The organism is Paraburkholderia sp. SARCC-3016, from assembly GCF_031119615.1.
GTDB lineage: Bacteria > Pseudomonadota > Gammaproteobacteria > Burkholderiales > Burkholderiaceae > Paraburkholderia.
On record NZ_JAVHZD010000029.1, the window covers coordinates 1 to 19,743 of the forward strand.

17 protein-coding genes are annotated in these 19,743 nt (G+C 64.0%); 16 read left to right on the plus strand and 1 reads right to left on the minus strand.

All coding sequences use genetic code 11. The features are described 5' to 3' along the window. The 16 genes from QYH69_RS26040 to QYH69_RS26115 all read left to right on the plus strand — a co-directional run. On the plus strand, positions 1-891 hold an 891-nt coding region (locus tag QYH69_RS26040; protein ID WP_308834613.1), incomplete at its 5' end, for an aconitase family protein. Between the two features lie 14 nt (positions 892-905). Continuing rightward, positions 906-1,559 carry a 3-isopropylmalate dehydratase small subunit gene (gene leuD / locus QYH69_RS26045; protein ID WP_308834614.1) on the plus strand — a complete coding sequence of 218 codons (654 nt, stop codon included), beginning with the start codon at positions 906-908 and terminating at the stop codon, positions 1,557-1,559. A gap of 39 nt (positions 1,560-1,598) precedes the next feature. Next, positions 1,599-2,666, plus strand: coding sequence for a 3-isopropylmalate dehydrogenase (gene leuB / locus QYH69_RS26050; protein ID WP_308834615.1), 1,068 nt, complete (start codon positions 1,599-1,601; stop codon positions 2,664-2,666). A gap of 428 nt (positions 2,667-3,094) precedes the next feature. Next, positions 3,095-4,216, plus strand: coding sequence for an aspartate-semialdehyde dehydrogenase (gene asd, locus QYH69_RS26055; protein ID WP_308834616.1), 1,122 nt, complete (start codon positions 3,095-3,097; stop codon positions 4,214-4,216). Positions 4,217-4,387: 171 nt separating this feature from the next. Further along, positions 4,388-7,024, plus strand: coding sequence for a FimV/HubP family polar landmark protein (locus QYH69_RS26060; RefSeq protein ID WP_308834617.1), 2,637 nt, complete (start codon positions 4,388-4,390; stop codon positions 7,022-7,024). Positions 7,025-7,038: 14 nt separating this feature from the next. Beyond that, positions 7,039-7,848 carry a tRNA pseudouridine(38-40) synthase TruA gene (gene truA / locus QYH69_RS26065; protein WP_308834618.1) on the plus strand — a complete coding sequence of 270 codons (810 nt, stop codon included), beginning with the start codon at positions 7,039-7,041 and terminating at the stop codon, positions 7,846-7,848. After that, positions 7,845-8,579, plus strand: coding sequence for a phosphoribosylanthranilate isomerase (locus QYH69_RS26070; RefSeq protein ID WP_308834619.1), 735 nt, complete (start codon positions 7,845-7,847; stop codon positions 8,577-8,579). Before truA ends, QYH69_RS26070 begins: the two co-directional genes overlap by 4 nt. Positions 8,580-8,635: 56 nt before the next feature. Continuing rightward, positions 8,636-9,829 (plus strand): tryptophan synthase subunit beta, encoded by a 1,194-nt coding sequence (trpB, locus tag QYH69_RS26075; RefSeq protein WP_308834620.1) that lies wholly within the window; start codon positions 8,636-8,638, stop codon positions 9,827-9,829. An 11-nt stretch (positions 9,830-9,840) separates the two neighbouring features. After that, positions 9,841-10,839, plus strand: a complete 999-nt coding sequence (locus tag QYH69_RS26080) for a site-specific DNA-methyltransferase (protein ID WP_308834621.1) — start codon at positions 9,841-9,843, stop codon at positions 10,837-10,839. Between the two features lie 72 nt (positions 10,840-10,911). Then, positions 10,912-11,733: a tryptophan synthase subunit alpha gene (gene trpA, locus QYH69_RS26085; protein ID WP_308834622.1), complete on the plus strand. Its 822-nt coding sequence runs from the start codon at positions 10,912-10,914 to the stop codon at positions 11,731-11,733. A gap of 96 nt (positions 11,734-11,829) precedes the next feature. After that, entirely contained in the window at positions 11,830-12,702 is an 873-nt protein-coding gene (gene accD / locus QYH69_RS26090; RefSeq protein WP_308834623.1) for an acetyl-CoA carboxylase, carboxyltransferase subunit beta, read from the plus strand. A 169-nt stretch (positions 12,703-12,871) separates the two neighbouring features. Then, positions 12,872-14,182, plus strand: coding sequence for a bifunctional tetrahydrofolate synthase/dihydrofolate synthase (folC, locus tag QYH69_RS26095; protein ID WP_308834624.1), 1,311 nt, complete (start codon positions 12,872-12,874; stop codon positions 14,180-14,182). A gap of 28 nt (positions 14,183-14,210) precedes the next feature. Further along, positions 14,211-15,221 carry an SPOR domain-containing protein gene (locus tag QYH69_RS26100; RefSeq protein ID WP_308834625.1) on the plus strand — a complete coding sequence of 337 codons (1,011 nt, stop codon included), beginning with the start codon at positions 14,211-14,213 and terminating at the stop codon, positions 15,219-15,221. Between the two features lie 7 nt (positions 15,222-15,228). Further along, entirely contained in the window at positions 15,229-15,774 is a 546-nt protein-coding gene (locus QYH69_RS26105) for a CvpA family protein (protein WP_308834626.1), read from the plus strand. A gap of 68 nt (positions 15,775-15,842) precedes the next feature. Then, positions 15,843-17,393 (plus strand): amidophosphoribosyltransferase, encoded by a 1,551-nt coding sequence (purF, locus tag QYH69_RS26110; protein WP_308834627.1) that lies wholly within the window; start codon positions 15,843-15,845, stop codon positions 17,391-17,393. A 251-nt stretch (positions 17,394-17,644) separates the two neighbouring features. After that, positions 17,645-18,838 carry an O-succinylhomoserine sulfhydrylase gene (locus QYH69_RS26115; RefSeq protein WP_308834628.1) on the plus strand — a complete coding sequence of 398 codons (1,194 nt, stop codon included), beginning with the start codon at positions 17,645-17,647 and terminating at the stop codon, positions 18,836-18,838. Positions 18,839-18,894: 56 nt separating this feature from the next. Here QYH69_RS26115 and QYH69_RS26120 read toward each other — a convergent pair whose 3' ends face one another. Continuing rightward, positions 18,895-19,713, minus strand: a complete 819-nt coding sequence (locus tag QYH69_RS26120) for an AraC family transcriptional regulator (RefSeq protein ID WP_308834629.1) — start codon at positions 19,711-19,713, stop codon at positions 18,895-18,897. Between the last annotated feature and the right edge of the window lie 30 nt (positions 19,714-19,743).

A 19,743-nucleotide genomic window follows, 5' to 3' on the forward strand; every position in this document is an offset into this window, starting at 1 on the left:
CTGCCGCGCGGCTGTACCGCGAAAGACGTCGTGCTGGCGATCATCGGCAGGATCGGCACGGCGGGCGGCACCGGCTATGCAATCGAATTCGGCGGCTCGACGATTCGCGCGCTTTCGATGGAAGGGCGCATGACGGTGTGCAACATGGCGATCGAAGCGGGCGCGCGCGCCGGCATGGTCTCCGTCGACGATACGACCATCGAGTATCTGAAAGGCCGTCCGTTCTCGCCGACCGGTGCCGAATGGGATCAGGCCGTTACGTACTGGAAGCAGTTCAAATCGGATCCCGATGCGCACTTCGATCGCGTGGTCGAACTGAATGCCGCGGAAATCGTGCCGCAGGTCACGTGGGGCACGTCGCCGGAAATGGTCACGTCGGTCGACGGCCGCGTGCCCGATCCCGAGCGCGAGAAGGATCCGGTCAGGCGCGACGCGATCGAGCGCGCGCTGAAGTACATGGCGCTCGAGCCGAACCTGCCGATCGAATCGATCAGGCCGGACAAGATCTTTATCGGCTCGTGCACGAATGCGCGCATCGAAGACCTGCGCGCGGCCGCGTGGGTGGTGAAGAAGCTCGGCCGCCGCGTTGCGCCGAACATCCGTCTGGCGATGGTGGTGGCGGGCTCGGGTCTTGTGAAGGCGCAGGCGGAGCGCGAAGGGCTCGACAAGGTATTCACCGATGCGGGCTTCGAATGGCGCGAGCCGGGCTGCTCGATGTGTCTTGCGATGAACGCGGACCGCCTGGAGCCGGGCGAGCGTTGCGCATCGACGTCGAACCGCAACTTCGAAGGGCGTCAGGGCGCGGGCGGACGCACGCACCTCGTGAGCCCGGCGATGGCGGCCGCGGCGGCCATCGAAGGCCATTTCGTCGATATTCGCAAACTGGGTTGAGAGGCACAAGCGTCATGGACAAATTCACCGTACACACCGGCCTCGTCGCGCCGCTCGATCGCGAGAACGTCGATACGGATGCGATCATTCCGAAGCAGTTTCTGAAGTCGATCAAGCGCTCGGGTTTCGGCCCGAATGCGTTCGACGAATGGCGTTATCTCGACCACGGCGAGCCGGGCATGGACAACTCGAAGCGGCCGCTGAACCCGGACTTCGTGTTGAACCAGCCGCGCTATCAGGGCGCTTCGGTGCTGCTCGCGCGCCAGAACTTCGGCTGCGGCAGCTCGCGCGAGCATGCGCCGTGGGCGTTGCAGCAGTACGGCTTTCGCGTGCTGATCGCGCCGAGCTTCGCCGATATTTTCTATAACAACTGCTTCAAGAACGGTCTGCTGCCGATCGTGCTGAGCGGGCAGCAGGTCGATCATCTGTTTAACGAAACGAGTGCGTTCAACGGTTTCCAGCTGACGATCGATCTCGAGGCGCAGGTCGTGCGCAAGACCGACGGCAGCGCCGAATACAGGTTCGACGTCGACGCGTTCCGCAAGTATTGCCTGCTGAACGGCTTCGACGATATCGGCCTCACGCTGCGCCAGTCGGACAAGATCCGCCAGTTCGAAGCGGAACGGCTCGCGAAGCAGCCTTGGCTCGGTCATCGGATCGTCGGCTAAGCCGCGTTTCGTTTCGCTCTATACGAATAAGGAATACGCATGAAGATTGCAGTATTGCCCGGCGACGGCATCGGTCCGGAAATCGTCAAGGAAGCGGTAAAGGTGTTGAACAAGCTCGGCGAAAAATTCGAACTCGAAGAAGCGCCGGTCGGCGGCGCCGGTTACGAAGCGGCTGGCCACCCGCTGCCCGACGCGACGTTGAAGCTCGCAAAGGAAGCCGACGCGATCCTGTTCGGCGCCGTCGGCGACTGGAAGTACGACAAGCTCGAGCGCGCGCTGCGTCCGGAGCAGGCAATTCTGGGTTTGCGCAAGCATCTGCAGCTGTTCGCGAACTTCCGTCCGGCGATCTGCTATGCACAACTGACGGGCGCGTCGTCGCTGAAGCCGGAAATCGTTTCGGGGCTCGATATCCTGATCGTGCGTGAACTGAACGGCGACATCTATTTCGGTTCGCCGCGCGGCGTGCGCGAGGCGCCGGACGGTCCGTTCGCCGGTGCGAAGGAAGGGTTCGACACGATGCGCTATTCGGAGCCCGAAGTGCGCCGCATCGCGCACGTCGCATTTCAGGCTGCGCAAAAGCGCGGCAAGAAGCTCTGTTCGGTCGATAAGTCGAATGTGCTCGAGACGTCGCAGCTGTGGAAGGACGTGGTGATCGACGTCGCGAAGGAATACGCGGACGTCGAGCTGTCGCATATGTATGTCGACAACGCGGCGATGCAGCTTGTGAAGGCGCCGAAGTCGTTCGACGTCATCGTCACCGGCAATATGTTCGGCGATATTCTGTCCGACGAAGCGGCGATGCTGACGGGCTCGATCGGCATGCTGCCGTCCGCGTCGCTCGACAAAAACAACAAGGGCCTGTACGAGCCTTCGCACGGTTCGGCACCCGATATCGCGGGCAAGGGCGTGGCAAATCCGCTCGCCACGATTCTGTCGGCCGCGATGATGCTGCGCTATTCGCTGAACAGGACGGAGCAGGCCGATCGCATCGAAAATGCCGTGAAGAAAGTGCTCGAACAAGGTTTCCGGACCATCGACATCGCAACGCCGGGCTGCCAGCATGTCGGCACCGCGGCGATGGGCGATGCAGTCGTCGCTGCTCTGTAAGCGAGATTGCCGGAAGAAGAAGTTGAAGGGCCGGCCCGCGCCCGATTCGTCAGACGCGCCGGCGCGTAGCTTTCAAACGCATTCGCCGGGCGCACGAAGGCGCGCGTCGTTTAGCATCGTTCGTGCCCAAAACTAGCCAAAACGCCGCTAATTTGAAGGTTTTCGTGTAGACTCACGCAATGGCGCTGATTCCCCAAATCACTTCGGTCTCGAGCAAGCACGGCAAAACGGCCCGTGCGATCGAACTCGCCATCAGCATTGAAGCATTCGTTATGAAGCGCGTTGGCTCGCTCGTTAGCACGCGCATTAGCACGATCACCCCGAAAACGATCACGAAACGTTAATCGTCCGTCGTGCCCGCCCGTCTTCCCCGCGCGGTCACGCCGGGCAAAGTTGCGGGGAAGCGTCCACTCCAAGGGTATGAAGTCATGAACGTAGGTCTCGTAGGTTGGCGCGGCATGGTCGGCAGCGTCCTGATGCAACGCATGCAGCAGGAAGGCGATTTCGATCTGATCGAACCGGTGTTTTTCAGCACCAGCAACGCGGGCGGCAATGCGCCGTCGTTCGCGAAAAACGAGACCAGACTCAAAGACGCCAACAGCATCGACGACCTCAAGAAGTGCGATGCGATCATCTCCTGCCAGGGCGGCGACTACACGAACGACGTGTTCCCGAAACTGCGCGCGGCCGGCTGGAACGGCTACTGGATCGACGCGGCTTCGGCGCTGCGTATGAAGGACGACGCGGTCATCATCCTCGATCCTGTCAACCTCGACGTCATCAAGAACGCGCTGGTCAAGGGCCAGAAGAATTTCATCGGCGGCAACTGCACGGTGAGCCTGATGCTAATGGCGTTGGGCGGCCTGTTCCGCGAAAACCTGATCGACTGGATGACGGCGATGACGTATCAGGCCGCATCGGGCGCGGGCGCGCAGAACATGCGCGAACTGCTCGCGCAGATGGGCACCTTGCACAGCGCGGCGCAAGCGGATCTCGCGAATCCGGCATCGGCGATTCTCGACATCGACCGCAAGGTGCTCGCCGCAATGAACAGCGACAGCATGCCGACTGAACATTTCGGCGTGCCGCTCGCAGGCTCGCTGATTCCGTGGATCGACAAGGATCTCGGCAACGGCATGTCGAAGGAAGAGTGGAAGGGCGGCGCCGAAACCAACAAGATTCTCGGCAAGCCGGCCATGGGCGAGCCCGGTTCGGTGCCGGTCGATGGCCTGTGCGTGCGGATCGGCGCAATGCGCTGCCACTCGCAGGCACTGACGATCAAGCTGAAGAAGGACGTGCCGCTCGACGAAGTGAACAGCATTCTCGCGTCGGCGAACGACTGGGTGAAGGTCGTGCCGAACGAGCGTGAAGCGTCGATGCGCGATCTGTCGCCGGCGGTTGTCACGGGCACGCTGACGGTGCCGGTCGGGCGTCTGCGCAAGCTCGCGATGGGCGGCGAATATCTGTCCGCATTTACGGTGGGCGACCAGTTGCTGTGGGGCGCGGCCGAACCGCTGCGTCGCATGCTTCGCATTCTGCTCGACAAGTAAAGTAAACTACGCGCTCAAGACGCGTATAACACTTACAGCAACAACAAAAGCGTCGCGATTTTCGCGGCGCTTTTTTACATTTGGCGCTTCTACATCTTGTCTTTGTTCATCGCAAACCGCGCAAGCACACTTCGCCAAACAGGGCTGCGCGCGCACGCGCACAGCGCACCGATGATCGCTCGATTTCCTTTCCTGCACGCCGCGGCGATGTTTAACGGCGCGCGCTTGCGCACGGTAACGGCCGCTGTTTTACTGGCCGCGGCGCAAACGTGTGCTGCGCAGGCGGCACCTGGCGGTGCCGCGGCCGCGAGCGCGCCGGCCGCTGCGAGTATGTCCGCCGCCGCGAGTACGCCCGCGGTGCCCGCAGGGGCAAGCCAGGTGACGGTGCAGGCCGGGCAGTCGCTGCACGACATCGCGGTCGCGGCCACGCAGTCGCATGACCGGGCGGTGCTCGCGCGCGCCACGAAAGCGATCTTCGACGCGAATCCCAGCGCGTTCATGAAGAACGACCCGAGCCGGATGAAGATCGGCGCGCTGTTGAACGTGCCGGCGCTCGATGCGACGGGCGCCGCGGTGGAAGGCGCAGCAACGGCGGCAGGGGCTTCTGCTGCGACGACCGCATCGGGCGCTGTGCCGGCCGCGGCGCCCGGTGGCGCGGTTGCGGGGCCGGCCGCTGCAATGGCAGGCAACGCAGCGAGTTCGGCCGCCGCGGGTTCGGCGGCAACAGCGGCCGCCGGTGCGAATGCTAGCGCTGCGCAGGCAGCAGGCGGGCAGGCCGCTGCGGCGGGTCCGGCGACGGCTGCCGCAGCGACGGCGTCTTCGCCGACCGCGGGAAATCCGACGAATCCGGCGAGCGCGCCTGTCGGGGAAGCGCCGGCGTCGGCCGCGTCATCGGCGCCGGCAAACGCGATTGCGGCAGTCGCGCCGACATCGGCACCGTCGGCGTCATCGGGGTCTGCGCTGGCCACCGGCGCCAGCAGTTCCCAGGCTGCCGCGGCGAGCAGCGGCAACGTGTGGTCCGGTTCGATCCAGTCCGCGCCAGTTCAGCCCTCCGCAGGCGCCAGCGGCGCTCAGGCGGCATCGGCCGGTGCGCCGCAGGGGGCGTCGCAAGCGCGAACTCAGGTTTCAAGCCTTCAGCAGTTGCTCGCGCTGAAGAACCGTGTGCTCATGGAGCTTCAGAAGCACGGTATAGGCAAGTCGCAGACGGCAAGCGGCGTCGCGGCGGGGAATGGTCAGCCGGCGTCGGCAGCGGCTGGAGCGACGAGTGCGCCGGCGATGGCCGCGCGTCCGCCGGCCGCATCTGCATCCCCGCAGCAGCCGGCGGCTGCTACGTTGACGTCGAAGCAGGAATATGTCGGCGCGGCCGCGCTGATCGGTGCGCTGCTAGCCGCGGTAGTCGCGGGACTCGCGATGCGCCGGCGCAAGCGCGATCACGCGTCGGCCGCACGCGCGCGCAGTGGCGCGGGATTGAGTGCACCGGACGGCGGCGTGCAAGCCGTGGAACCCGCCGCTGCGAACGACGCAGCACGCGGCGCCGCCAACGCATACGACGCGATGGCGAAGAGCGGCGTGTCCGCCGCATCGCATGAGCGGCCGTCACCGTCGGACGATGCCTATGACGTCCCGCCGTTGACCGAGCGCGTTTCGCCGCCTGCCGGCAGCGGCGTGACGTCCGCGCAGTATGGCGCATCGGCCGGGCATTCGACGACGGCACGGGGCACGGCCGCGGCGACAACGGGCGTGACCGCGGCCGCCGCGCTCGATGCGGCTGCGACGCACGACCAGCATGCCGATCCGTCGCGTGAACCGCAGGCGTTCGATCAGCGAGACGATCACAGTAGTAATCGGGAATCGCTTTACGAACTGCCGGCGGCCCCAGATGATGCGTCGGCACACGAAGCGCCACCGATCGACGAAACCGATGCCGAAGCACGCGAGATCGAGCCGGACACGCCGACGGAACTTACGGAGCCGACCTGGCCCGCTGCCGAACTGCCGCCCGATGTTGCGACGCCGTCCACGGGCGCCGAGCACGCCGCCGCGACCGAGGACATCGACAGCATTCCGACACTTTCGGAGCCGATGTCTACGGAACCGGCCGCGGCAACAGACGATAGCGAAGCTGTCGCGCATGCAGAGCCTTTTGACGAAGCACAGCAACCGTCGGCTGACCAACCCGCTCGAGATCCCACAGCCGAAGAACCCGCAGCCGAAGAACCCGCAGCCGAAGAACCCGCAGCCGAAGAACCCGCAGCGGCCCCCGAATCAGCAGCAGAACCCACCGCGGCAGAATCCGACGAAACGCGCGCGGCCGCACCGCAATTCCCACGGGCCGCGCTGGCGGCGCTTGGCAGCCTCGACATGTCCTTGCCCCCGCGTGCTGCCGAATCTGCCGAACCGGTCGCGCCACCGGCATCGTTGACCACGCAACCGGTCGTCGAACCCGAAGTGACCGCGCAGCAGGCGGTACCCCCGCACGAGCCCCAGCCGCCGCGAGTCGAGGAGCAGATCGAGGCGGGCACAGCGGGTCACGGCGCGATCGCCGGCATGGGCGCGGCCAAATACGGCCCGCTCGCGCTCGACTTCGACCTCGAGTTGCCGCCGGGCCCCGCCCAGCCGCTGCCGACCTTCACGCCCGAAGAGCTTGCCCGCATCGCGCGCAACAAGCTCGAACTGGCCGCCGAATACATCGAACTCGGCGACGTCGCGGGCGCACGGACGCTGATCAACGAAGTGATCGAGTCTAACGACGCCGCGACGCGCAACGAAGCGCGCGCGATGCTGTCGACGCTCGCGCCGCTGTCCTGAGGCGCGATGTCGCGATGCGTATAGCACTCGGCATTCAGTACGACGGCGCGGCGTTTTGCGGCTGGCAATCGCAGCCGCACGGCAAGACGGTCCAGGACGAACTCGAGCGCGCGCTGCGCGAATTCGCACAGACCCCGCTGCATACGATTGTCGCGGGCCGCACGGACACGGGCGTGCATGGGCTTGGACAGGTGGTTCATTTCGACACCGAACTCGACCGCGCCGATTTTTCGTGGGTGCGCGGCACCAACGCGTTCCTGCCGTCGACGGTCGCGGTCCAGTGGGCGAAGCCGATGCCGGACGCGTTCCATGCGCGTTTTTCGGCCTTCGAGCGCACCTATTACTACATGCTTTACGTAAACCCGGTGCGCTCGCCGATGCTCGCGGGACGCGCGGGCTGGATCCATACGCCGCTCGATATCGAGGCGATGCGCGCCGCCGCCGCGTGCCTGCCCGGCGAGCACGATTTCTCGGCGTTCCGCTCGTCGGAATGCCAGGCGAAGACGCCGGTCAAACATCTGTACCAGATCGACATCCGCCGCGCCGGCGACTTCATCCACTTCCGGTTTCGCGCGAACGCCTTCCTGCATCACATGGTGCGTAACCTGATGGGCTGCCTCGTCGCAGTCGGGCGCGGGCGGTATCCTGTCGACTGGCTCGCCGGGGTACTGGCTAGCCGCGACCGCAATAACGCGGCGCCGACCTTCATGCCCGACGGGCTATATCTCGCAGAAGTCGGTTATCCCGACGAGTTCGCAGTGCCGTCCGCGCCGGTCGGCAGCGTGCCGTGGGCCTATGTCTGGAACGACGAATCGCCATCATGAACGCAACTCCTTCGAGCCCGCCGGCACAAGCCGGCACCGCAGAGGCCCCCCCCGCGACAGGCGCGACGGCCACCGTCCCGCACCGCACGCGCATCAAGCTATGCGGCCTGTCGAAGCCATCGGACGTGGATTGCGCGGTCGACCTCGGCGCGGACGCGATCGGCCTCGTGTTCTACCCGCCGAGCCCGCGTGCACTGAGCGTCGCGCAGGCCGTCGAATTGACGCGCAACGTGCCGCCGTTTCTGTCGGTGGTCGGGCTCTTCGTCAACGCGACGCCGGACTGGGTGCGCGATGTCGTCTGCGACGTGCCGCTGTCGCTGCTGCAGTTCCACGGCGACGAGACGCCCGACCAATGCGAGGCGCTCGCGAGCGTCGCGGGTTTGCCATGGTTGCGTGCATTGCGCATTGAGCCTGATACTCGGCCGGACGATTTGGTAAAATCGGCGCTTAACTATTCAGCCGCCAGCGGTCTTCTGTTCGACACGCATGTCGAGGGCTATGGCGGCGGCGGGAAGGTTTTCGATTGGTCACTTATTCCAGCAGAACTCGCGCGTCGGGCCGTTTTGAGTGGTGGGTTGAACGCGCAAAACGTCGGTGAAGCGATACGTCGCGTGCGCCCGTACGCGGTCGATGTCTCGAGCGGCATCGAAGTACCGGGCGCGAAGGGCGTGAAAGATCACGCCCGCATGGCGGCGTTCGTACACGCAGTCAGACAGGCGGACGCTGGATGATTCAGGCCGCGTAGGTGTTAATCAAACGCCGGCCCGGCATACTGAAGAGTGACGATATGTATAACTTACCTGATGAACGAGGCCATTTCGGCCAATATGGCGGCGTGTTCGTCGCTGAAACGCTTATGCATGCGCTCGAAGAGCTGCGCATCGCATACGAAAAGTCCCAGAACGACTCCGACTTCATCGCTGAATATCAGCGCGAACTGAAGCATTTCGTCGGTCGTCCTTCCCCCGTTTACCACGCACAACGCTGGAGCGAACTGCTCGGCGGCGCGCAGATTTATCTGAAGCGTGAAGACCTGAACCACACCGGCGCTCATAAGGTGAACAACGTGATCGGCCAGGCGCTGCTCGCGAAGCGTATGGGCAAGCCGCGCGTGATCGCCGAAACGGGCGCGGGCCAGCACGGTGTCGCCACTGCGACGATCGCCGCGCGCTTCGGCATGGAATGCGTGGTCTACATGGGTGTCGAGGATGTGCGCCGGCAGGCCGCGAACGTTTACCGCATGAAGCTGCTTGGTGCGACCGTCGTGCCCGTCGAATCGGGCTCGCGCACACTGAAAGATGCGCTCAACGAGGCGATGCGCGACTGGGTGACCAACGTCGAGAACACGTTCTACATCATCGGCACGGTGGCGGGTCCCCATCCTTATCCGATGATGGTGCGTGATTTCCAGCGCGTGATCGGTGACGAGTGCAGGGTACAGATGCCTGAACTCGTTGGTCGTCAGCCCGATGCCGTAATCGCGTGCATTGGCGGCGGTTCGAACGCGATGGGCATTTTTTACCCGTATATCGAGGACAAATCGGTGCAATTGATCGGCGTCGAAGCAGCCGGCGACGGCATCGACACCGGGCGCCATGCGGCGTCGCTGACGGGTGGCACGCCGGGCGTATTGCATGGCAACCGCACGTACCTGCTGCAGGACGAAAACGGCCAGATCATCGAAACGCATTCGATTTCGGCCGGTCTCGACTATCCGGGCGTGGGCCCCGAGCACGCATGGCTCAAAGACAGCGGTCGTGCACAATACGTTGCGATCACCGACGAAGAAGCGCTCAAGGCGTTCCACGACTGCTGCCGGATCGAAGGAATCATTCCCGCGCTGGAGTCGAGCCACGCCCTCGCCTACGCGACGAAGCTCGCACCGACGCTTCCGAAAGACAAGGTTCTGCTGGTCAACCTGTCGGGCCGTGGCGACAAGGACATGCATACGGTCGCCGAGCGATCGGGCATCAAGTTCTGAGCGCCGCGGCGATGCGCGACGAGTTCGAGGAAACGCAACCGGCGCTCGACACCGCTGCGGTGGAGGCGGGGCAAGCCGCGCAACCGGCCGCAGGACAACCGGTTGCCCAGATGCCCACTCAGGTGCCCACTCAGTTAACCGACCAGTTAACCGATCAAGTGGCCACTCCGACCGGCGCACCGGTCGCGCCACCGTCGACACTGCCCGCGACGTCCACGCTCCTGTTGCCGGTGCCGTCCACGATCGAACTTCGCAACCGCGATTTCCTGACCGATGCGGCGAACCTGCCGGACCAGTCGATCGACCTGATCCTCGCCGATCCGCCGTACGGGCTCGGCAAGGACTACGGCAACGACTCCGACATGCGTTCGGGCGACACTTTCCTCGCCTGGACGCGCGAGTGGCTCGAGCTCGCAATGCCCAAGCTCAAGCCTGCCGGTTCGCTGTATATCTTTTGCACGTGGCAATACGCGCCCGAGATCTTCTGCTTTCTGAAGACAAAACTGACGATGGTCAACGAGATCATCTGGGATCGGCGCGTGCCGAGCATGGGCGGCACCACACGGCGTTTCACGTCCGTGCACGACAACATTGGTCTGTTCGCGGTTTCGAAGGATTACTACTTCGATCTCGATCCCGTCCGTATCCCGTACGATGCAGCCACGAAGAAGGCGCGTTCGCGCAAGTTGTTCGAAGGCAGCAAGTGGCTGGAGATGGGCTACAACCCGAAAGACGTCTGGTCGGTGTCGCGCTTGCATCGGCAACATGCCGAGCGGGTCGACCATCCGACGCAAAAACCGTTGGAAATCGTCGAGCGGATGGTGCTCGCGAGCTGCCCGCCGGGCGGTCGCGTGCTCGATCCGTTTATGGGAAGCGGCACCACCGCAGTGGCTTGCGCACGTCAGCACCGCCAGTTCGTCGGCTACGAGATCAATGAAAGTTACTGCGCGATAGCGCGAGAACGCGTCAGTCTGGCGGCGGCTTCCGCGGCGTCCGTGGCCTCGGCGTAGTCGCCGCGGCCCACGTTACGCTGACAGGTCGGCCAGATCATCGCGCAGTCAATCGACTTCGAGAAAATCAACATGTCACGAATCAACCAGGTATTCGCGGCCCTCGCCGCACAGAAACGCAAAGGCCTGATCCCGTTCATCACCGCCGGCGACCCTGATCCGAAGCGCACCGTCGAATTCATGCACGCGCTCGTCGCAGGCGGCGCGGACGTCATCGAACTCGGTGTGCCGTTTTCAGACCCGATGGCAGACGGGCCGGTCATTCAACGCTCGTCGGAGCGCGCGCTCGCGAAAGGCGTCACGCTGAACGATGTGCTCGCGGATGTGAAGCGCTTCCGCGAGAAAGACGACAAAACGCCGGTCGTGCTGATGGGCTACGCGAACCCGATCGAGCGGATCGGCGCCGATGCATTCGCAAAAGCCGCGAACGAAGCGGGCGTGGACGGCGTGCTGGTCGTCGATTACCCGCCTGAGGAATGCGGGCCGTTCGCCGAGAAAATGAAGGCCGCCGGCATCGATCCGATCTTCCTGCTTGCGCCGACGTCGACCGACGAACGCATCGCGGCGGTCGGCCGCGTGGCGAGCGGTTACGTCTATTACGTGTCGCTGAAAGGCGTGACCGGTGCGGCGCATCTGGACGTTCTTGATATTGCAGGTAAAATCCCGGCCATCAAGTCGCGGGTGCCGCTTCCGGTTGGGGTCGGATTCGGCATTCGCGATGCGCAATCGGCGCGGGCAGTGGCGGAAGTCTCCGATGCAGTCGTGATCGGCAGCCGGATCGTCAATCTGCTCGAAGACGCGGCTCCCGAAGCCGCCGCCGAATCGCTGACCCGGTTTATCGGGGAAATCCGTCAGGCAATCGATTCGATTGGTGCGGGCGCCCGCACAGCCTGATCAGCCAATCGATCAACATCAGAAACAAGGTCGTCGGTACGCGTTGCGCGCATTGCGCGTGAAGTGACGCGTACCGGAGGCCCGGAGAAAATCAATATGAGCTGGCTCGACAAATTGCTGCCGCCCAAAATCAAGCAAACCGATCCGAAAAGCCGCAAAGGCATTCCGGAAGGCCTGTGGATCAAATGTCCTTCGTGCGAAGCGGTGCTGTACCGCAACGACGTCGAGGCGAATCTGCACGTCTGCCCGAAGTGCGATCACCATATGCGGATCGGCGCGCGCGAGCGGCTCGATGGGTTGCTCGATGCAGAAGGCCGCTATGAGATCGGCCAGGAAATCCTGCCGGTCGACGCGCTGAAATTCAAGGACAGCCGCAAGTATCCGGACCGTCTGAAAGAAGCGATCGACGAAACCGACGAAACCGACGCGATGGTCGTGATGGGCGGCGCCATCCACACGCTGCCTGTGGTCGTGGCGTGTTTCGAGTTCTCGTTCATGGGCGGCTCGATGGGCTCGGTGGTCGGCGAGCGGTTCGCACGCGGCGCGCAAAACGCGCTTGAACAGCAGGTGCCGTTTATCTGTTTCACCGCTTCAGGCGGCGCGCGAATGCAGGAAAGCCTGCTTTCGCTGATGCAGATGGCAAAGACCACCGCGATGCTAACGCGCCTCGCTGAAGCGAAGCTGCCGTTTATCTCGGTGTTGACCGATCCGACCATGGGCGGCGTGTCGGCGAGCTTCGCCTTCCTCGGCGATGTCGTGATCGCCGAACCGAAGGCGCTGATCGGCTTCGCGGGCCCTCGCGTGATCGAACAGACCGTGCGCGAAAAGCTGCCGGAAGGCTTCCAGCGCGCCGAATTCCTGCTGCAGAAGGGCGCGGTCGACATGATCGTGGACCGTCGCAAGCTGCGCGAGGAAATCGCGCAGCTGATGGCCTTGCTCACGCGTCAGCCGGCCGACGCGGTCGCCTGATCCAACGATTCGGCGGCGAGGCGTTCAGGCCGCCGAGGGGCCAGGCGAAACCCACTGCGGCGCTTGCGCGCGTCGTACGCCGTGATGCACAGACAACGCGCCGCGAGCGACAGCAAGCGGCGCGTTGTCGTTTCCGCGATAATTGCGGACCGCACTTCCGTTTCATTCGATGAGCACATTCCCCACCCTCGATGCGTGGCTCACGCATCTCGAAACTGCGCATCCGGTCGGTATCGATATGGGCCTCGCGCGGATCAGCCGGGTTCGCGACGCATTGCAATTGTCGTTCGCATGCCCGGTGATCACGGTCGGCGGCACCAACGGCAAGGGGTCGACCTGCGCGATTCTCGAGTCGATCCTGCTGCGCGCCGGCTATACGGTCGGCTGTCACACATCGCCGCATCTGCTGTCGTTCAACGAACGTGCACGCGTGAACGGCCAGAACGCGAGCGACGCCGATCTGCTGCCGCACTTCGAAGCGGTCGAAAAAGCGCGCATGAGCCTCGCCGGGCAGCCGTCGTTGACGTACTTCGAATTCACGACGCTCGCGATCATGCATCTGTTCGCGTCGCGCGGCCTCGACGCAGTCGTCATGGAAGTGGGCCTTGGCGGACGCCTCGACGCAGTCAATATTCTCGATGCCGATTGCGCGATCATCACGAGCATCGACATCGATCACACCGAGTACCTCGGCGATACGCGCGACAAGATCGCGTTCGAGAAGGCCGGCATTTTCCGCGCGGGCAAGCCGGCGATTTGCGCCGACCCGCTGCCGCCGCAGACGTTGATCGATCATGCGCACAAGATCGGCGCCGATCTATGGCTGTTCGGCAAGGATTTTCGCTACGAGGGGCAGGCGGGCAACGAGCGCCAGCAGTGGAATTACGTCGGCCGTTCGCTGCGCCGTTCGGCGCTTGCTTATCCGGCGTTGCGCGGCGCCAACCAGCTGATCAATACGTCGGCTGCACTCGCGGGTCTCGAAGCGTTGCGCGACCGGCTGCCGGTTTCCGCGCAAGACATTCGCCTCGGCCTCGCAAACGTCGAATTGCCGGGCCGATTCCAGGTGTTGCCTGGCAAGCCGTCAGTCGTGCTCGACGTTGGGCACAACCCGCACGCGGCAGCGGTGCTCGCGCAAAATCTCGGCAATATGGGCTATTTTCCGTACACTTACGCGGTGTTCGGCTCAATGCGCGATAAAGACATTGCAGGCGTGCTTGGCCATCTGAAGGGCGAAATCGACCATTGGTGCGTGACCGACCTGCCGACGCCGCGCGGCGCGTCCGCGGAGCAACTGGAGGCCGCACTGCGCGACGCCGGTGTTGCCGATAGTGCGGACAACAGCGTGACGCGCTTCGCTTCACCTTCGGAAGCATTTCAGGATGCGTTAAAACGGGCCTCCGACAATGATAGAATCGTGGTTTTCGGAAGTTTCTTTACCGTTGCGGGCGTGATGGCCTGGCGGAAATCGCAGCAACACTGAACGCGGGCAGCCTCGAACCAAGGCATTCATGGCAATTTTCTCGTTCGGCAAGAAAGACGACGCGTCCAACCGGCGCGGCGCAAATTCCAGTTCCAGACGGGGCTCAAACCGGAGTTCAAGCGCGGCCGATCGTAGCGAGCGCGTCGAAAGGCGAACCCGGCGCGCCGAACGGGCCGGCGATGCAGACGCGATGCTCCTCGATCCCACCTTGCCGGAAAAGCAGCGCGCCCGGCGGCGCCTGGTCGGCGCGATCGCACTGGTGGTCGCGGCAGTCGTTATCCTGCCGATGGTGCTCGATTCGCACCCGAAGCCCGTCACCGACGATATTTCAATCGATATTCCGAGTCGCCCCGTATCGCGGGCACGCGTGCAGGATCCGCAAGATACCCAGGCGGGCGTTGCGCCCGACAACCCGGTCGCGCCCGAAGGCGCGCAGGGTGCCGCAGCGGGCGTGCAAAGCGCGCCGGCGCCGTCCAGCGAGTCGCCGTCGGCGACCGCCGCAAACGGGGCGTCGAGCCGCGGCGGCGCGACACAGACGCACATGCAAACGCAGGGTGAAGAAGCGGGCAAGCAGGCGCAACAGCAAACGCAGTCTGCCGGCAAGGTTCAGCAGGCGCCGGTAACGGCCACGAACAACGCGGCCACGAACAACGCGGCCACGAACAACGCGGCTGCAGCGGCGAAACCGGCAGCCAGATCGACGCAATCGGCAACCCAGACAGGCACACGGCCAGAATCCACCGCGCAGAGCGCGACGGCGGCGCTTGCCGAATCCGGCACGCCGGCGTCTCCGCCGGGCAACCGCTTCGCGGTGCAACTGGGCTCGTTTTCCGATGACGCGAGCGCGCGTAGCTGGGCCAGCAAGTTGAAAGCGGCCGGCGTGCCCGCATATCTCGAAAAGCGGAAGCAAGCCGACGGTTCGACGCGAACATTGCTGCGCGCAGGGCCGTTCGCGGACCGCGCGGCAGCGTCGGCGGCGATAGCGAAGGTTCGTGAAGCCGGCCTGACGTCGGGGCCGAACAACGGTTCGGCGCAATAAGCCGGCGATGTTCACCGCGTTCGACTACGCTGTTATGGCGGTGATCGGCCTGTCGGCGCTGCGGGGCACGTGGCGCGGCTTCCTGTCCGAAATTTTCGGGCTGATTGGCTGGATCGTGGCGTTTCTGGTCGCATGCCGGTTTGTCGGGCTCGTCGTGCCGTACATGCCCGAGCATTGGCCAGGCGGTGCGCTGACGCAATGGCTGCTTGCGTTTGCGGTCATCGTGATAGCGGTGATGCTGGTGGCGGGTGTGGCAAACGCCTTGCTCAGCCGGTTGGTGCAGGTATCGGGGTTGAGCGGCGTGGACCGCTCGCTTGGATTGATGTTTGGCCTCGTGCGCGGGGCCATTCTGGTGCTGATTCTGGTCGCGCTCGCAGGACTGACCGAACTGCCCCAGCAGGCATTCTGGCGTAACGCGTTGCTGCGGCCGTATGCGGAGCAGGGCGTGCGAGAGTTGAAGCCGTTGCTTCCGGACGCAATTGCGGCGTACGTGCATGTAGACGACGTGAGCGCCGGGACGAACGGCAACACCGCGGACTCCTCCGGCCCGTGAAGCGCGCGGCACGCCGGCGCAAGCAAGCCGGCCGCCGTAACGAATTTCGTACCTTTGAAGGACATGCCATGTGCGGCATCGTAGGCGTAGTTTCCCAATCCCCGGTCAACCAGCTGATCTATGACAGTCTGCTGCTGCTGCAGCACCGCGGTCAGGACGCCGCGGGCATCGCGACGGCGAACGGCAGCAATTTCCACATGCACAAGGCGAACGGCATGGTGCGCGACGTGTTCCGCACGCGCAACATGCGCAGCTTGCCGGGCAACGTCGGTATTGGCCAGGTGCGCTACCCGACCGCGGGTTCGGCGTCGAGTGAAGAGGAAGCGCAGCCGTTCTACGTGAACGCGCCGTTCGGCATCATCCTCGCGCACAACGGCAATCTGACCAACTGGCCGCAGCTGAAAGACGAGATGTTCCGCGTCGATCGCCGTCACATCAACACGAACTCCGACACCGAAGTGCTGCTCAACGTGTTCGCGCACGAACTGCAGCTCGCGAGCTCGGGCCTCGAGCTCGATCCAGCGGCACTGTTCAAGGCCGTGTCGGGCGTTCATCGCCGCGTGCGCGGTTCGTACGCGATCGTGTCGCTGATCGCGGGATACGGCCTCGTCGGTTTCCGCGACCCGTTCGGGATTCGCCCCCTGTGCATCGGCAAGCTCGAGACGGAACACGGCACCGAATGGATGCTCGCATCGGAATCGGTGGCGCTCGAAGGCATCGGCTTCGAATTCGTGCGTGACGTGCAGCCGGGCGAGGCGGTGTTTATCGATCTCGACGGTAACTTCCACGCGCAGCAGTGCGCGACGAACGCAAGCCTGAACCCCTGCATTTTCGAACTCGTCTATCTCGCGCGTCCTGACTCGGTGCTCGATGGCGTACCCGTGTATAACGCGCGTCTGCGCATGGGTGACTATCTGGCCGAGAAGATCAAGCGGGTCTTGCCGGCCGACCTGAAGATCGACGTCGTGATGCCGATTCCCGATTCGTCCCGCCCTGCAGCGATGCAAGTCGCCGCCAAGCTCGGCGTCGAATACCGTGAAGGCTTCTTCAAGAACCGCTACGTGGGCCGCACCTTCATCATGCCGGGCCAGGCCGTGCGCAAGAAGTCGGTGCGCCAGAAGCTCAACGCGATGGGCATCGAGTTCAAGGGCAGGAACGTGCTGATCGTCGACGATTCGATCGTGCGCGGCACGACGTCGCATGAAATCGTGCAGATGGCACGCCATGCGGGCGCGAACAAGGTGATCTTCGCGTCGGCTGCGCCGCCGGTGAAATTCCCGAACGTATACGGCATCGATATGCCGACGCGCGGCGAACTCGTCGCACACGGCCGCACGGATGAGGAAGTCGCGCGTATGATCGGAGCCGATTTCCTCGTGTATCAGGACGTCGACGCGCTGAAGAACGCGGTGCGCGACATCAATCCGGCGCTGAAAGACTTCGATGCGTCGTGCTTCGATGGCAACTACATCACCGGCGACGTGACGAGCGAATACCTCGACGGCGTCGAACTCGCGCGCCTCGCGCCGGCCGCTCAATCGGACCGCGATGCGGCGAGCGACGCGATCGATGGCGGCGCAGCGCGTTCGCAATTGCATTTGCAGCTGTCGGTCGAATGACGCCGCGCGATAGCGACGGTGTTAGAATTGCCACTTGCGTCGATTTGAATTCAGCTTGCGGACGCAGGGCAGCCTGACAAAGGCCGTCCGAAACAGCTAAAGCGAACGGTGGCCGCGCAAGCGCGCCGCTCGCGCTCAAGCTACTCCGCACACCAAGCCCGCTGATTGCCGACGCAATGCGGGCTTTTTTGTTGCCGGCGTGTGCCGGTGCTAGACAACGGAACAACCGGAAGAGAACGGAAAGAACGACTATGGACGATACCTTCAACTTCGACACCCTCGCGGTCCGTTCGGGCACGCTGCGCAGCGACTTCGGCGAGCATTCTGAAGCGTTGTTCCTTACTTCGAGCTTCGTCTTCGCGAATGCGGCCGAAGCGGCCGAGCGCTTCAGGAACTCGGAAGACTCGTACACCTACTCACGCTTCACGAACCCGACCGTGACGATGTTCCAGGACCGGCTCGCTGCGCTCGAAGGCGGCGAAGCGTGCATGGCGACCGCATCGGGAATGAGCGCGATTCTGTCGGTCGTGATGTCGGCGATGCAGGCAGGCGATCACCTCGTGAGTTCGCAGAGCCTGTTTGGTTCGACGCTCGGCATGTTCTCGCAGATCTTCAGCAAGTTCGGCATCACGACGACATTCGTCGACCCGACCGATCTCGACGCATGGAAAAACGCCGTGCGCCCGGAAACGAAAATGTTTTTCCTCGAAACGCCGTCGAACCCGCTCACTGAAATTGCCGATATCGAAGCGATCGGCAAAATCGCAAAGGCGGCGAACGCGCTGTTCGTGGTCGACAACTGTTTTTGCAGCCCCGCGCTGCAGCAGCCGCTGAAGCTTGGCGCCGACGTCGTCATGCATTCGGCCACGAAGTTTCTCGATGGCCAGGGCCGTGTGCTCGGCGGCGCGCTGGTCGGCTCGCGGCAGTTCATCATGGAAAAGGTGTTTCCGTTCGTACGCAGCGCGGGCCCGACGCTCTCGGCGTTCAACGCGTGGGTGCTGTTGAAGGGCATGGAAACGCTGTCGCTGCGCGTCGAGCGTCAGTCGTCGAATGCGCTTGCAATTGCAAGCTGGCTCGAAACGCATCCGGCGGTGAAGCGCGTGTTCTATCCTGGCCTCGAATCGCATCCGCAATACGCGATCGCAAAGCGTCAGCAGAAGTCGGGCGGCGCGATTCTGTCGTTCGAACTGAGGGGCGATACGCCGGAAGCGCAGCGCGCGAACGCATGGCGTGTTATCGACAGCACGAAGATCTGCTCGATCACCGGCAATCTCGGCGATACGCGCACGACGATCACGCATCCGGCCACGACGACGCACGCGCGCATCACGCCCGAAGCACGCGCGGCGGCGGGTGTTACCGAAGGACTGATCCGGCTCGCGGTCGGACTCGAAGACGCGGCCGATGTTCGCGCGGATCTCGAGCGTGGTCTGAGCGGCGCGTAAGCGGCGGCATGGCGCGCACTTGTCGCGCGCCTGAGTCATAACGAAGGAGGCGGGGTTCAGTGTCGCAATGCGCGCCACTGCCCTGGCGCAATGCCAAAGCGGCGCGTGAACGCATGCGTGTACGCGCTCTGATCGCCGAACCCGACATCGAGCGCGACGTCGGTCAACGAGCGACGCGGATCCGCAAGCAGCGTAATCGATGTATCGAGCCGCAAGCGCTGCAGATAACGATGCGGCGTCTCGCCGAACGCATCGATGAAAAGCTGATGAAACCGCCGCAAGCCGAAGCCGCAATGCGTGGCGAGATCGGCAATACGCAGCGTTTCCGAAAGATGTACGCGCAACCAGCGGTCGATGCGTGCAAAATCGAGTCCCGCGGCGGCACGCTGTGCATCCGATGTGCCAGGAGCGTCTGCGAAACCACCGGCGCCTTGCACGAGCGCCGCACATAACTGCGTAGCCGCATTCCAGTTGAAGTGGCGCAACGCGGCGGGGCTATCGCTTGCCTGAGCGAAGCCGCTGCCGCTCGTGGCGCGCGCGGCGATCTGCCCCACAAGCTGCGTCAACGCGCTATCGACATCCATTGTCCGCGCACGTTCGAAGAGTCGCTCGGGCACCGCAAGCGACGCGGCCGGCAAATCGAGCACGAGCTGCCGGTTTTCGCCTATCCCTGCATAGTCGTGACGCGAACCGGCCGGCACGAGCCACGCCGAACGCCGATCGATCTGCCGCTCGATGCCGTCGACGGCCATCACCATCGAGCCGTCGAGACCGAGCACGATCTGATGGAACTCGTGCACGTCCGACGCTTCGCTTGCGCTGAAGCGCCGCAACGAAACGCTCGGCGACGCAACGGTGACAATGCCGCTGGCCATAGACTGTGTGCCTTCTCCGTTTGCTCAGTG